The sequence below is a fragment of the Pontibacillus chungwhensis BH030062 genome (assembly GCF_000770675.1).
GTDB lineage: Bacteria > Bacillota > Bacilli > Bacillales > BH030062 > Pontibacillus > Pontibacillus chungwhensis.
In genome coordinates, this window is sequence record NZ_AVBG01000021.1 from 15,032 (window position 1) to 29,699 (window position 14,668).

A 14,668-nucleotide genomic window follows, 5' to 3' on the forward strand; every position below is an offset into this window, starting at 1 on the left:
CTAGGTAAGACCCCGGACGGAGCGTCAGCGAAGGAGGAGGCTTACCAGCTCCCCGCAGGAAAGCGAGTTGTCCCACAGCAAGCCCTAGGCCCCACTCGGTAACGGACCCCATTTTACATAAAAAAAGAAGAGGAGCCGCGCGGTGCGGTCCCTCTCCTTCTTTTTTATGTTCCTAAATATTCAGTTTCAGGCTCGGCGTCATCCAGTTGCTGTACTTGATAAAGATCATAATACGCACCCTTTTTATTCATCAACTCTTCATGACTACCAACTTCCTTAATCTCACCATCAGCTAACAACACAATGCGATTCGCATGAGTGATTGTTGATAAACGGTGAGCAACGATAAAGGTCGTTCTGTCTGCAGCAAGTTTTTCTAAGGCCTCTTGTATTAAATGCTCACTTTCAAGGTCTAGTGCGGAGGTTGCTTCGTCTAAGATTAACAGAGGTGGATTCTTTAAGAATACGCGCGCAATGGCTACACGCTGCTTCTGCCCTCCTGATAATTTGACGCCTCTTTCCCCTACAGTGGTGTCATACCCATAAGGCAGACTCATAATGAAATCATGAGCATTAGCCGCTTTGGCTGCTGCAATCATTTCATCATCTGAAGCGTCAGGGTTCCCCATCTTAATGTTCATCGCAATCGATTCACTAAACAAGATGTTATCCTGCAGAACCATACCAATCTTATCACGAAGCGTGCGAGCTTCTACATCTCGTATATCTTTTCCATCAATCTTAATACTTCCTGATTCTACGTCGTAAAATCGAGGCAGAAGGCTAATGAGGGTCGATTTTCCTCCACCACTCATTCCTACAAGCGCAATCGTTTCGCCTTTCTTAACGTTCAGAGAAAGATCCTTAAGCACAAGACTTTCATCCTCATCGTAACGGAAAGAGATATGGTCAAATTCCACATCACCGTGAACGCGGTCGAGCTTCTCTGCGCCTTCCTTATCTTTTATGTCATACGTCTCATCCATGAATTCGAATACTCGGTCCATCGATGCTAACGATTGAGTTAGAACCGTTGAAGAGCTTACAAGCCTACGAAGCGGACTATAAACCCTCTCCATGTAACCAATAAACGCGACCATCGTACCAATTTGAATATTACCTTGGATGACAAAGTAACCCGCAAACCCAATTACGATAAGTGGTGCGATATCGGTAATCGTGGATGTTACGCTGAACGTCTTCGCATTCCAGCTTGTATGACTAAGTGCTTTATTCAAGAAGTTTCTATTCTGAACAGTAAATTGCTCCTGTTCGTAATCTTCAAGAGCGAAACTTCTCACAACAGGCATCCCCTGGACTCTTTCATGCAAATGTCCTTGTACTTGAGCCAAAGCTTGAGAACGATCTCTTGTTAATCTCCGTAATTTAGAATAAAAGAATTTAATAGCAAATCCGTAAAGTGGAAACAGAGAAATTGAAACGAGTGTTAACCAAACATCCATATAAAGCATGATACCAATGGCAATGACAATGGTAATCATATCTAGCCATATATTCATAAGTCCTGTCATAACGAAGTTTTTCGTTTGTTCCACATCGTGAATGACACGAGATATAACTTCCCCAGTCTTTGTTTTAGAATAAAAGCGTAAGCTAAGTCGTTGAATATGATCAAATAATTTCTCTCGAATATCAAATAGAATACTGTTTCCAACCCATTGAGCAAGATATTGCCTGAAATACTCAACAGGCGGTCGAATTACAGCAAATACAATAAAGGCTCCTCCCATGAGCCAGAGCAGTTGATCGATTTGTTCTGCCTGGGTCATGTCAGGGTTGTTAAGAATTGAATCAATTACATATTTAGAAAGCAGTGGAATCAACAACGGAATACCAAATTTCAATATCCCGATTGACACCGTTAATACAATCTTCCATTTATATGGCTTCACAAAGTTCATATAGCGCTTCACGCTACCCATGGTGTCACCTCTTTCTCTATGTTGTTGAAAAAACGTTCTCCCACCTCAAGAACAAGATATCAACAAAGTAGTCATTCTGATCGTGCAAAACCATTCAACGAACATAAAAGGGGACAATCCCAAAACTTGCTGGGATCCGTCCCCTTTTAGGACATTTCTTGTACTTACGATAAGTAGGTTAAATAACGTTCATACCATTGATCTATAAATTCCGGTGAGAATGGCCCTTTTCTTTGCCTTACCCAACGAAGCAAATGATTCACATTATTTTTTAGAATGTGGTCTAAAACACCGGGATAGTTCATATCTTCACGATGGATTTCATACTCATCCTCATCTAACAGGATATGTGTATAATCCGGAAACACTTTAACGTCAAGGTCATAATCAATGTACTTAATTGCTCCTTCATCATAAACGAAGGGAGAGCTAATATTGCAATAATAATAAACCCCGTCGTTTCGAAGCATGCCAATAATGTTAAACCAATACTTCGAATGGAAGTAACATATGGCTGGTTCCCTTGTTACCCAGGTACGACCATCACTTTCGGTTACCCTAGTTTTATCATTGGCACCGATTACCACATTATTCGTACCCTTCAAGATGGTGGTGCTATCCCACACTCGGTGCAACTGACCATTATGCTTGTAGCTATGAATTTGAATATGTTGACCCGGCTTTGGGACTGACATGAAATCTCCCTTTCTCCTCTATTCGCACGACCTTTATTTATAAAATTCTATATCTTTCCTTCATATTATTATAACGATAACAAGGGACGATTGGAAATAATAAAACCAGATTAAAGAGCGAGAAAGGGATTTTTATGTATAATATGTATAAAAAGAGTACCCCCTAAGCTACTCTTCCGTAGGTTCCTGGCCGATTAGGCTAAGGAATACTAGGGGGAGAGAACTTTTCAGGGATACTCTTCTTCTTAGGAAGTCGTTAGAATTCGGGGGTTACGACCGCCAAGTATAGTGTTACTGTTATTGTTTCTTTTGAGCAGACTTTTGGTTTTGTTGTTTCACGTGTTGTACGTCTGTTTTACCTTGACCTTGAGCAAATTCTGTACCATATTGCCCTTGTCCTTGTGCAGACTGTTGGTTTTGCTGTTTCACGTGATCAACACTTGTACCTGAAGCTGTTTTGTTTGCTTGCTGCTGTTGGTTTTGTTTTTTAGCCAACTTAATCACCTCCGCAACAACTAGATTGTGCAGAAATCGTTAAAGCTATTCCACGAATTTATATTCCATTAAAATCCATTTATCACAACAGCCTATCGGTATAGGTGACGTTCAAAATGCTCATCCTATATATATATGGGAGGGATCAAATATGTATATCGGTAGAGATATGACCGAACTCACAATGACAAAAAAAGACGATTGGCGTGAAGATGAACTCGTTTATTTTCAACATGCTTTAAGTCAGATGGTTCCTTACCTTAACTCTGAAGGAACCACCATCCTCAGAGAAATTAACCAAGAAATCCAAAACCGCGGGGGCTTCCAAAGACGAGAAGCCACATGGACATCCGGAACAAAACCAGTGGTGGACTAATACAAAAGCAAAAGCGCCCGTTTAGCAACGTACAGACTGGACTGCACCGCAGTGAGATAAAGGAAACACGGTGAGCGACAGCGAATCGATGTTGACTTATCGACCGGAGGTGAAGGAAGTCTGCTAGTTGCTGGGCGCTGTAGCTGGATGATACAAAAGCAAAAGCGCCCGTTTAGCAACGTACAGGCTGGACTGCACCGCAGTGAGATAAAGGAAACACGGTGAGCGACAGCGAATTGATGTTGACTTATCGACCGGAGGTGAAGGAAGTCTGCTAGTTGCTGGGCGCTGTAGCTGGATGATACAAAAGCAAAAGCGCCCGTTTAGCAACGTACAGGCTGGACTGCACCGCAGTGAGTAAAGGAAACTAAGTAAAAAACTGCCCCATAGTCAAGGGGCAGTTCTCTTTCTATAAATGTTTATGAACTTTTTGGTGAGAAACCGGGAACGGTAACTCTTCTAGCTCTTCTTTTGCAGCAAAACGTGCAACTTTAGATTGCAACTCTCCACTTGCTGAAGCGGTCACCACTTCCATATCCCAAATAACATGGGAGAAAGTGTGTTTGATATGGTCCACTGTATTCAATAGATCAATATCCAAACCATAATGGTCTTTTACCCAATCTTGGACTTTTTCTCGGTCTACTTGCTGCATCGGCACCATTGGAAACTGCCAAAGATTAGCGAGTAACCCGGTATCAGGACGTTGTTCGACTACATATCGTCCTTCTTGATCTTTTAGGACCAGCGTCATATAGGACAGGCGTTTCTGCTTCTTTTTAGAAGACTTAATAGGAAGCTCGGTTTCTTTCCCCTGATGGAAAGCTCGACAGTGAGAGCGTACCGGACACAGAAGACAAGATGGGCTCTTAGGTGTGCACACAAGAGCGCCTAACTCCATTAAACCTTGATTGAAAGCAGATGGATCTTCTTTTGATATTAACTCTCGTATAAGCGATTCAAAGATCTTTCTTGTGGCTGGCTTGGCAATATCTTCTTCAATCATCAAAATACGGGACAACACACGCATGACATTTCCATCCACAGCAGGAGATGGAAGGTCATAGGCGATACTTAAGATCGCCCCACGAGTATAAGGCCCTACACCTTTTAAGGAACCAAGTTCTTTTTCATTATTTGGCACCTTGCCGTCGTAGGATTCTACTACCTCACGGACGGCTGTTTGCAAATTGCGTGCACGGGAATAGTAACCTAAGCCCTCCCACGCTTTTAATACTTCTTGCTCTTCAGCATAAGCGAGAGCTTGTGGAGTCGGAAATTTCTCTAAAAAGTTTTGAAAGTATGGAATTACCGTATCAACCCTTGTTTGTTGAAGCATAATTTCAGATACCCAAACACGATAAGGGTCCTGATTCTCACGCCAAGGGAGTATTCGTTGTTCAGCTCGGAACCACTCGATTAAATCATTGCGAAAGGCTTCTATATCAAAGCCTTCGAGCATATTGTAAGTTGGTTCATTTTTCACAATTGTTCACCCTTTTGTTACAATAAAATTATCTAAAAAATCGAAGAGAGTCTACAAGGAGGCTTAAGATGGACACTGGTACCCATGTTGTTATGGGAGTTGCTTTAGGAGGACTAGCTACTCTAGACCCTGCTGTACAAAGCGATCCAGCCTTATTCAACGCCGTTTTCATTGGCGTAATGGCTGGCTCTCAAGCTCCTGACCTCGATACCGTTAACAAACTTCGCAATAACGCAGTCTATATTCGTCACCATCGGGGAATTACCCATTCAATGCCAGCTGTTGCTTTATGGGGGATTTCAATCGCAGGATTGATCTACGCATTCTTCCCTCAGGTGGATTTCCTTCATTTATGGTTATGGACTTTCTTCGCCGTGATTCTGCATGTATTTGTCGATGTATTTAATGCATACGGCACTCAAGCATACAGACCATTCTCAAATAGATGGGTTGCCTACGGGATTATTAACACGTTTGATCCGTACATTTTCGGTCTTCATATTGTTGGCATCATCGCTTGGGCGCTTGGTGCTAATCCTGGAATAACCTTCCTTATCGTCTGGTTTGTACTCGTCCTTTATTATCTTAAACGATATTTCACTAAACGTGAAATGGTAAATAAAATCAAGAACCATTATGATCATGTTGAGCAAATCGTGACTTCTCCGACCATTCGATATAATAAGTGGCGGCTAGCCATTACAACGATGGATAAGTTTTACGTTGGTCGTGCCGAAAACGGCGAAATTGAAATACTTGATGAATTCAAGCGTAAACCACTACCTGATTTACCCGTTATGCAAAAGGCCATCGAAGACGAAAATATGGACGCCTTCCTTTCATTCTCACCGGTCTATCGCTGGGAGATTGATGAATACGATGATTATACGGAGGTAAGGTTGATTGACTTGCGTTATCGGTCCAATGAACGCTACCCGTTCGTGGCTGTCGTAACATTAGATGATGATCTAAATATTTTATCTTCCTATACCGGATGGATCTTCTCAGAAGAAAAGTTGCAGAAGAAGTTAGACATCTTACCGACATGAAAGGATGAAAAAGACACGGAATAGCTATTCCGTGTCTTTTTACGCCTCCGAAAAACAATGTATGTCCTATATCCTTCATTAGTGCAATTGTTGATCATCATTGAATAAGTGCTGGTAACGGGGGTTTTGACTCATAAAGTCATGAAGACGGGAACCATAGCTGTTAATCCATTGCATAACAATCTGCTCTGTCATCTGTTTCCCCTCATATTCACGCCCAGCTTTGGCTCTTGTTGTTTCAAAATCTTCCCACAAGTACTCTACCCAAATCCGTGCTTGATACATGCTTAGCTTATCATTTTCTTCACAAAGACGATTCGCTAATCGATCAAAAATATCTTCCATGGTATTCACCTCTTTTACTTCCAACAATCTACCCTACATTGTATCACATAGCTCAGGTCTAGATGCACATACTATGCTTACACCACTTTAAAGACCTTGTTCTTTAGAAAGGTGTAAGAGATGACTCAGGAGGGATTAGAATGGTAAGAAATAAAACCGTGGGATTTCCTGAGAAAAAGCCAAATGGTGAAGCACGTGCTAAATCCGAATACGGAGCTAAACGTGCAAACGGCACCATAAACACGCGCCCACAAGAACGAGCGCGCAAATCTTCCCAACGCGATCACACAAATTTCTAGGAGGGACCTGTCGTGGCCAATAAATCAGAGAAACGTGAAGATAAACGTTTTTTCAAGAATTTATACAGTGACCCTTTCCAATCTCCGAGAGCTAGTGCGAAACACGCTTTCGATCAAGTAAACGGAGAGACCCAGCAATCTCAATCCGAAATCATCACCAAAGTCCAGATGCGCAAACGTAACTAACGCTGGCTAGGAAGTAAAACACTATAACGCTTCACAAAAGCAAAGAGTGTTATTCCTAAAAAGAAAGAAGACGAGCCCTTAGCCGGCTCGTCTTCTTTTATGTAGCATCTCTTTAACGAACTAAAGGGTGTCTGGCACGCTGTAACCCTCTACCTCGATAAAGGGTGAGCGCAAAAGAAAACCAGCATCCTTAAGGATGCTGGTTTTTCGTTTGGTTATTATTCGCCTAGTTCTTGGTTTTTAACAACGTCGATGATTGCTTTAAGTGCTGCATCTTCGTCGCTACCTTCAGCTTTGAATGTTACTTCTGCGCCTGAAGGGATTCCTAGAGACATGATACCCATGATTGATTTAAGGTTTACGCTTTTACCATTGTAGTCAAGGGTAACGTCTGCTTCGTATTTACCTGCTTCTTGAACAAGTACTGTTGCTGGGCGTGCGTGCACACCGTCTTTAGCTGTAATCTTCACTGTTTGTTCTGCCATGAAAAATCTCTCCTTTTATTAAATTGAAATAATATCCTCTTGTCCATGTGAGACAGTGCCTTCTGCGTTGATCTTCACAGCTTGTCCTTCTCCAAGGTTTGTAAATACGATTGGAGTGACAATGGATGGTACTTTCTCTTGAACAGATGCAATATCAACTTTCAATAAAGTTTGACCTTGCTTAATCTCATCACCTTCTGAAACAAATGCTTCGAATCCTTCACCTTTAAGAGTAACGGTATCGATTCCAAAGTGGATCAGTACTTCTGTTCCATCTTCAGCTTGTAAGCCAAGAGCATGTTTCGTTGGGAAGACATTTAGTACTTTACCGTTGATCGGTGAAACAATCTCACCATCAGATGGAAGAATTGCAAAGCCGTCCCCCATCATTTTACCCGAAAATACGTCATCTGGCACGTCTGAAATCGGCATAATTTCACCTTTTAGAGGACTAACAAAGCTAAATTCACCTGCTGGGGTATCACAAGCTTCTTCTGTAGTCGGTTCTTCAGGCTTGGCTTCCGCTTTCCGAGGCACTTTGCCATCAATAATATCTTGAATCTGTCCTCTTATTGAGTCAGAAGCAGGGCCGTAAATGGCTTGAATATTATTACCAACTTCCATTACACCTGATGCGCCATTTTTTTTCAAGCGATCTTTATCAACTTTCCCTTTATCTTCAACAGATACTCGTAAACGAGTGATACAAGCATCTAAATATGTGATATTATCTTCTCCACCTAAAGCTTCAAGAATGTTATAAGGTTTTTCACTTACTTCAATTTCATCTCCGTCATCTTCGGATTCATCTTCACGACCCGGTGTTGCCAGGTTAAATTTCAGAATAGCCCAACGGAAACCAAAGTAATAAATAACCGCAAACACTGCCCCTACCGGTAGTACAAGCCACCAGTCGGTTTTATTTTGAAGAACTCCAAATAGTAAGAAGTCAATTAAACCACCAGAGAACGTCATCCCGATCTTAACTTGCAAGATCTCCATTACCATAAATGACAAACCAGCGAAGACCGCGTGCACCGCGAATAATAATGGTGCCACAAATAGGAATGAGAATTCAAGTGGCTCTGTAATACCTGTTAAGAAAGATGTTAAAGCTGCAGAGGCCATAATTCCCCCAACAACTGCTTTTCGTTCAGGTTTTGCTGTATGATAAATGGCTAATGCTGCTGCTGGTAGACCAAACATCATGAACGGGAACTTACCTGTCATAAAGGTACCAGCCGTTAATTCTACGTTGTCTTTTAACTGTGCAAAGAAAATCTGTTGGTCACCACGAACAATTTCCCCCGCTTGAGTTGTATATGTTCCAAACTCAAACCAAAACGGTGAATAGAAAATATGGTGCAATCCAAACGGAATAAGTGAACGTTCAATAAGTCCGAACACAAACGCTGAAATCACTCGGTTTTGATTCAACATTAAGTGCGAGAACGCATTAAGTCCATCTTGAATTGGTGGCCAAACGAAGACCATTGCAATACCTACGAATAAAGATGTAAAAGCAGTTACAATTGGAACGAAACGCTTCCCTGCAAAGAACCCTAAATATTGTGGGAGTTCGATATTAAAGAAACGCTTGTATAAGAGGGCCGCTATGACACCTATTATAATACCTCCAAATACCCCCGTTTGTAAGGTCGGTATTCCTAGGACCTGACCGTAGGCGGCACTGTTTTCTGCCATTTTAGGTGTTACTTGTTCAATCGTACCCATCGTAACATTCATAATAAGATAACCGATGATGGCAGCTAGTCCTGCTGCACCTTCACCACCTGCTAAACCAATCGCAACTCCGACTGCGAAGAGCAAGGCTAAGTTTGCAAAGACAATATCCCCTGCACTCGCCATTACTTCAGCAAGAAGCTGGAACCAATCGGCTTTAAGAGCAGGAAGACGCTCTAATAATGTATCATTTTGAAACGCTGTACCAACCCCAAGTAGCAAACCGGCAGCAGGCAATAACGCAACCGGAAGCATTAGAGCCTTACCAACTTTTTGTAATGTACCAAATGCTTGTTTAAACATTTTTGTTTCCTCCCCTTCATGAGTTTTGGAACAAAAGCTGCAAGCCCATTCACAAACGCTTTCATTTAAAGCATTAAAAAAGGCATGAGTAAAAAAAGACTCACAAATCTCCTTAAAGGTACACGTTACCCTTAGTATGATTTGTATTGTCTTTCCTTACTCATGCCTGATCGTGTCAGTAACACGTAAAGAATAACATTTATGATGATTGCAAACGCTGTAAATGAATCGTTAAATAAACAATTTCAGCGTCGTCGATAGGCTGTTTAAGCTTTTGTTGCATAATCTTAATCAACTTCCAAGCTAAATTATAGCATACAGGATACTCATTTTTCAATAGGTTGTCTAGTTTTGTTCTTTCTCCCACTTCTTCACCTTTGTAAACGCGGTCAATCGCACGTCTTAAGTGCTGAACAAGTCGGTGAAAGTCAATACTCTGGCGATCCAAATCAATTGCAAGCTCCTGTTCAATCAGGTGCGTTAATTGCCTGATTAATTCTGAATCCCGGCTAATTTGGGAGATTTCTTTATCAGTGATGGCACTGTGAATGTGCATCGCTATGAACCCAACTTCCCCTATTGGAAACTTAAAGCCAAGCTGGCTTTCAATCATATCAACAACTTCTAAAGCGACCTCATGTTCTTTAGGGTACAACGACTGTACCTCAATTAAGAAAGGATTGTTAAATTCTAACCCTTCCTTCATCCGCTTAATCGCAAATGATAAGTGATCGGTTAACGCAATGTGAATATGCTCATTCAAGGTACTGTCCATCCGCTTTTCAATATGTGATAAGAGATCGTCCATAAACCCAATAAATTCTTCCCCCACATAGGGTAAGAGCTGTTTATAATTTTCTTGCATCACCTTATCTTCTAATAAAAACGTCTTCTCTACTTCACTCACATCCAAAGCCTCTCCATTTTTCTTGCCGAACCCAATCCCTTTTCCTATTAAGATAACTTCTTCATGAACAGGATGGATGGCTATGACAACATTATTGTTGAGGACTCTTTTGACCCTAGCTGAAGCAGGCATTCCCTCACCCCATTTCCACTCTTTTAACCAGTTATGTCTCTTTATCTTTATCATAACAGTCTTTACTATTTGTATAAAAACGCTTGCAAATTATAAAATAATTTTATGTTAAAATCAATCTTTGACCCTAAACCATATAATAGAAGGTGTGTTACATATGATAAAAATGCTTGTTCTTGATTTAGATGGAACGATTTTAAACTTTGAGAGAGAGGTGAGCCCCCGTGATATCGAAGCCATTAAAAGAATCATGGATGACGGTGTTCAATTAACCATTGCCACAGGCCGCCTCGATCACGAGATAGAAGCTGTCCTAGAGATGATGGACCTAAATGGAAAAGCCAATCGTATTAGTCAAAACGGTGCTTTTGGTTACGACAAAGACGGTCTCCACATTCACAGTCACACGTTTGATCCTACTCATGTCAAAGAGATCTTCCAAGCAGCTGTACATGATGAGTTAATTACAACAGTCTCTACAGAAAAAGACGTATATGTAAAAGAAGAAAGCGAAGGTCTTGAGGCTATGAAAAAGCGAATGTTCCGTCCAGTAATTATTGAGCCTAACTTAGCTGACGAGCTCGGAACAAATGTAGAACCATCTAAGATCTCTCTTCACGGAGCCAACATAACTCTTAAGAGAATGCAGCAAAGAATTGAAGAACAGTTCGGTGATCTTCTGGACACATTCATTTCGGATCCTGCCTGTCTTGACTTAATGCCAAAGAATATCAGCAAAGGAGAAGGAATTAAGCACCTTCTTGAATCATTTGATATACAACCAGAAGAAATTGCATGTGTCGGAGACTCCTTTAACGATTTATCAATGTTCAACTTAACGGAGCATAGCTTTGCGATGTCTCAGGCTGAACAGGCTGTAAAAGACCAAGCAAGTCACGTGGTTCCTTCTGTAGCCAAAGCGATTGAATCCATGTATGATCAAAGATTAGTCTAAATGATCGAGAATTAAAAAAGTCCCGCCTTAAGGATGAATTCCTTGTGCGGGACTTTTTCTATAATTGAACTTTTTCACCAAACATCGAAATAGGCATCGCTTCTTGCTCCTCAGAACCTTGAACTTCTAAGCGCTCAGCTTGTGAACTCAAGCGATATCCCCAGGCAAAAACACCGTTCATATATACAATCTCAAAGAAAATCCCCGGGTCTCCCTCGATCTCATAAACCTCCCCAACCTGATACTCGGCTGGGTTCATCATATATGATTTTGCCATAATAATTTTTCGCTGATGGACCGCATATTCATTTACCATTCCCATTTGCTCAGCTTTCCTAGCTTGTTCAGTAAGCTCAGCCACACGGTCTCGTAACTCTTCAATCGTCATATCACTAAAACGTTTCTCCATGTTGACACCCCTTTCATTTACATTTTAGCAACGATTGGACACAATAGAAACTAGATTCTATTTAAAGAAAGGGAGTCATCACATGAGTTACATAGCCATAACAGGCGCCGGAACAGGGTTAGGAGCAGCTCTCGCCAAACAGTATGCTGCCAATGACAATACGATTTATTTACTTGGCAGAACAGAAGACCGATTACTCTCCGTAAAGCGAGAAATTGAAGAACAAGGAGGAATGGCAAGCGTTGTCGTTTGCGATGTAACTGATCCATCTTCAGTTGAAGAAGCGATGGCACAGATGCCTAAGTTAGATGTTTTAATTAACAACGCAGGACTTGGTATTTTCGGCCCCGTTCAAGAGTTAACCACAACAGATATCAACCAAATGCTCAATACAAATGTGAAAGGCACCATTTATATGACCCAGACTGCTCTACCTCGTTTAACTGAATCAGGCGGCCGAATTTTAAACATAATTTCCACAGCCGGTCTTAGAGGAAAAGTAAACGAATCCGTCTATTGCGCTAGCAAGTTCGCACAACGAGGATTCACCGAAAGTTTACAAAAAGAATTAGCCGAAACGTCCGCATCAGTAACAGCTGTATATATGGGTGGCATGAACACCCCATTCTGGGACGGAAGTGAGCACGTGAGTAACCCATCAAAACTAAAAGACCCTGCCGCAGTAGCTCAAATCATCTTTGACCAAGATGACGGACGTCAAGAAATTAAAGTAGATCAGTGATATACAAAAGCGGAAGCGCCCGGTTAGCAACGTATAGGCTGGACTGAACCAAAGTAGAGATCAAGGAATCACAATGAGCCATAGGCGAATTGATGATGACTGATCGACCGGAGGTGAGGGAAGTCTACTAGTTGCTGGGCGCTGGAGCTGGATGTATACAAAAGCGGAAGCGCCCGTTTTGCAACGTATAGACTGGACTGAACCAAAGTAGAGATCAAGAAAGAGCTGCCTCACTCTGTTCTCACAGATGGCAGCTCTTCCTTTATTCTTCCGTCACATATTCTTCTAGGAATTGTTCAATTAACTCAAAAGGAAACCCTTTGCGGTATAAAGCCCCTTTGATTTTATGCTTTAATTCATACCCCTCTGCCTTTGAAGAATACTTCCTGAGAGCTTTTTCTCCCTGATGAACAACAGCCTCCCATTCGGCATCATTGTCTTTTTCCTCTTTCACATCTTCCATCGCAACTTTAATCACATCTTGAGTAAATCCTTTTTGCATAAGGGTTTGTTGAACTTTTTGAACCTGCTGTTTGAATGACTTTTTTCCATCTAAACGAAGCTTCTTCTCCACCCATTTACTTGCCTTTTCCACCTGTTCTTCATAGGGATAGTGTTGAAGCGCATCTTCCGCTTCATTAGCTGTTAACCCTTTTTCAATCAGCTCTTTCTTCACAAGCATTGGACCTTTACTCGACGTATGAAGTCGTGTACGAACGAGAGCGACCGCAAATTCCTGATCATTAAGGAGCCCCTCTTTTACTAAACGGTCTACCACATAATCAATTTTATCCTCTTCGTATTCTTTCTCTCTCATATATGTCCGCATCTCCTTCACAGAGCGCATTCGATAGCTTAAGTAATTGAGGGCAAGGGAATACGCTTTGTGATAGCCGTCTTTCTCAACAAGTACTTCAATCGTCGGTTCATCAATCTCTTTCCCTTTTCGAAGCATATATTCAATCAATATTTCTTCGTCAACACTAAAGGCGTAGGCTTCCCCTTCGCCTCGATCAAGGAAAATGTTATAGCGCTGCGTATTTTTCTTTTGCGTAGTTATTTTAGTGATTTTTGGCAACCATATTCACCTCTGTTTCATCTTATCATGAATATAGGAATGATTCGTACATTCCTATATCGCTTTTTCCTAAGAACTGATATAAACTAAAATTACCTATATTTGTAGGAGGGTTTCCAATGCGAATAGCCATTACCGGAGGAACAGGTTTTGTAGGAACACACATCACGAGACATTTTGTTCACCAAGGTCATGAAGTTTACGTTTTAACAAGAAATCCAGACAAACATCCTAATACTGATCAAGTAAAATATGTAGGTTGGTTAAAGGATGAATTTAAACCAGAAGAAGAACTTCCACCCTTAGACGGGATTGTGAATCTTGCTGGGGAGAATTTGAACAGTAGTCGCTGGACAGAAGAGACAAAACAAAGCATCATGAACAGTCGTATTCAAGCAACGGAAGCAGTATTGGACCTGATCAAAACAATGGAACAACCACCGGGAGTACTTGTCAACGCATCCGCCGTAGGCTTTTATGGCACATCAAGAAGCGAAACATTTACAGAAGAGACAACCACTCCAGGTGATGATTTTCTTGCAAAAGTCGTAACAGAGTGGGAAAAGCGTGCGGAACAAGCGACAGATTATAACGTCCGTACTGTTTACTTACGCTTTGGGGTGATTCTCGGTGATGAAGGAGCCCTTCCGAAAATGGCGCTCCCTTACAAAATGATGGCTGGGGGCCCCGTTGGTGACGGGGAACAATGGATGTCGTGGATCCACATTCAAGACATCGTTGGGATGGTCGACTTTTCTTTAAATAATGAAAATGTGTCAGGACCAATGAATGCAACAGCTCCTGAGCCAAAACGGAACAAAGAGCTTGGTCAAACAATCGGGAAGGTACTAAACCGCCCTCACTGGCTACCAGTCCCTTCTCTCGCATTAAAAGGAGCACTTGGCGAAATGAGCATTCTCCTTCTACAAGGACAATACGTATATCCACAAAAAGCGCTAGACCTAGGCTATGAATTCAAATATGCAACTCTTGAACCAGCCTTACGCGATATTTTGTGCGATTAAAGAAAGGGAAATAGG

17 protein-coding genes are annotated in these 14,668 nt (G+C 41.6%); 7 read left to right on the forward strand and 10 right to left on the reverse strand.

What is annotated here, in order from left to right:
• Positions 1-164: 164 nt before the first annotated feature.
• The 3 genes from N780_RS18040 to N780_RS18050 all read right to left on the reverse strand — a co-directional run bounded on the left by N780_RS18040 (position 165) and on the right by N780_RS18050 (position 3,133).
• Positions 165-1,943, reverse strand: coding sequence for an ABC transporter ATP-binding protein (locus N780_RS18040; RefSeq protein ID WP_036787393.1), 1,779 nt, complete (start codon positions 1,941-1,943; stop codon positions 165-167).
• A gap of 164 nt (positions 1,944-2,107) precedes the next feature.
• On the reverse strand, positions 2,108-2,638 hold the full coding sequence (gene ntdP, locus N780_RS18045) for a nucleoside tri-diphosphate phosphatase (RefSeq protein WP_036787395.1): 531 nt from the start codon (positions 2,636-2,638) through the stop codon (positions 2,108-2,110).
• 297 nt (positions 2,639-2,935) lie between these two features.
• On the reverse strand, positions 2,936-3,133 hold the full coding sequence (locus tag N780_RS18050; protein ID WP_036787397.1) for a gamma-type small acid-soluble spore protein: 198 nt from the start codon (positions 3,131-3,133) through the stop codon (positions 2,936-2,938).
• A gap of 151 nt (positions 3,134-3,284) precedes the next feature.
• Here N780_RS18050 and yfhS point away from each other — a divergent pair, with 151 nt between their 5' ends.
• On the forward strand, positions 3,285-3,509 hold the full coding sequence (yfhS, locus tag N780_RS18055; RefSeq protein WP_036787400.1) for a mother cell protein YfhS: 225 nt from the start codon (positions 3,285-3,287) through the stop codon (positions 3,507-3,509).
• Between the two features lie 409 nt (positions 3,510-3,918).
• Here yfhS and mutY read toward each other — a convergent pair whose 3' ends face one another.
• Positions 3,919-4,971, reverse strand: coding sequence for an A/G-specific adenine glycosylase (gene mutY / locus N780_RS18060; RefSeq protein WP_036787467.1), 1,053 nt, complete (start codon positions 4,969-4,971; stop codon positions 3,919-3,921).
• Positions 4,972-5,063: 92 nt separating this feature from the next.
• Between mutY and N780_RS18065 the strand changes: the two genes are divergently transcribed.
• Positions 5,064-6,044 carry a metal-dependent hydrolase gene (locus N780_RS18065; protein ID WP_036787403.1) on the forward strand — a complete coding sequence of 327 codons (981 nt, stop codon included), beginning with the start codon at positions 5,064-5,066 and terminating at the stop codon, positions 6,042-6,044.
• 78 nt (positions 6,045-6,122) lie between these two features.
• On the opposite strand, the gene N780_RS18070 is transcribed toward N780_RS18065, so the two are convergent.
• The gene (locus N780_RS18070; RefSeq protein WP_036787406.1) at positions 6,123-6,389 is read right to left on the reverse strand and encodes a YfhJ family protein; all 267 of its coding nucleotides are present in this window, start codon (positions 6,387-6,389) and stop codon (positions 6,123-6,125) included.
• A gap of 140 nt (positions 6,390-6,529) precedes the next feature.
• Here N780_RS18070 and sspK point away from each other — a divergent pair, with 140 nt between their 5' ends.
• Positions 6,530-6,688, forward strand: a complete 159-nt coding sequence (sspK, locus tag N780_RS18075) for a small acid-soluble spore protein K (protein WP_036787409.1) — start codon at positions 6,530-6,532, stop codon at positions 6,686-6,688.
• Positions 6,689-6,700: 12 nt separating this feature from the next.
• A complete protein-coding gene (locus N780_RS19635; protein WP_084599750.1) occupies positions 6,701-6,874 on the forward strand; it encodes a YpzG family protein in 174 nt (57 codons plus the stop codon).
• A gap of 218 nt (positions 6,875-7,092) precedes the next feature.
• Here the strand turns inward: N780_RS19635 and N780_RS18080 are convergent, their stop codons facing one another.
• The 3 genes from N780_RS18080 to glcT all read right to left on the reverse strand — a co-directional run bounded on the left by N780_RS18080 (position 7,093) and on the right by glcT (position 10,444).
• Positions 7,093-7,359, reverse strand: coding sequence for a phosphocarrier protein HPr (locus N780_RS18080; protein ID WP_036787411.1), 267 nt, complete (start codon positions 7,357-7,359; stop codon positions 7,093-7,095).
• A gap of 18 nt (positions 7,360-7,377) precedes the next feature.
• Positions 7,378-9,405: a glucose-specific PTS transporter subunit IIBC gene (gene ptsG, locus N780_RS18085; protein ID WP_036787414.1), complete on the reverse strand. Its 2,028-nt coding sequence runs from the start codon at positions 9,403-9,405 to the stop codon at positions 7,378-7,380.
• 199 nt (positions 9,406-9,604) lie between these two features.
• Positions 9,605-10,444, reverse strand: coding sequence for a glucose PTS transporter transcription antiterminator GlcT (gene glcT / locus N780_RS18090; protein ID WP_036787417.1), 840 nt, complete (start codon positions 10,442-10,444; stop codon positions 9,605-9,607).
• A 157-nt stretch (positions 10,445-10,601) separates the two neighbouring features.
• On the opposite strand from glcT, the gene N780_RS18095 reads away from it, so the two are divergent.
• A complete protein-coding gene (locus N780_RS18095) occupies positions 10,602-11,399 on the forward strand; it encodes a Cof-type HAD-IIB family hydrolase (RefSeq protein WP_036787419.1) in 798 nt (265 codons plus the stop codon).
• Between the two features lie 58 nt (positions 11,400-11,457).
• Here N780_RS18095 and N780_RS18100 read toward each other — a convergent pair whose 3' ends face one another.
• A complete protein-coding gene (locus tag N780_RS18100) occupies positions 11,458-11,808 on the reverse strand; it encodes a YfhH family protein (protein ID WP_036787422.1) in 351 nt (116 codons plus the stop codon).
• Between the two features lie 82 nt (positions 11,809-11,890).
• On the opposite strand from N780_RS18100, the gene N780_RS18105 reads away from it, so the two are divergent.
• The gene (locus N780_RS18105; protein WP_036787424.1) at positions 11,891-12,550 is read left to right on the forward strand and encodes an SDR family NAD(P)-dependent oxidoreductase; all 660 of its coding nucleotides are present in this window, start codon (positions 11,891-11,893) and stop codon (positions 12,548-12,550) included.
• A 262-nt stretch (positions 12,551-12,812) separates the two neighbouring features.
• Here the strand turns inward: N780_RS18105 and recX are convergent, their stop codons facing one another.
• On the reverse strand, positions 12,813-13,628 hold the full coding sequence (gene recX, locus N780_RS18110; protein WP_036787427.1) for a recombination regulator RecX: 816 nt from the start codon (positions 13,626-13,628) through the stop codon (positions 12,813-12,815).
• A gap of 119 nt (positions 13,629-13,747) precedes the next feature.
• Here recX and N780_RS18115 point away from each other — a divergent pair, with 119 nt between their 5' ends.
• Positions 13,748-14,653, forward strand: a complete 906-nt coding sequence (locus N780_RS18115) for a TIGR01777 family oxidoreductase (protein WP_036787430.1) — start codon at positions 13,748-13,750, stop codon at positions 14,651-14,653.
• Positions 14,654-14,668 lie beyond the last annotated feature (15 nt).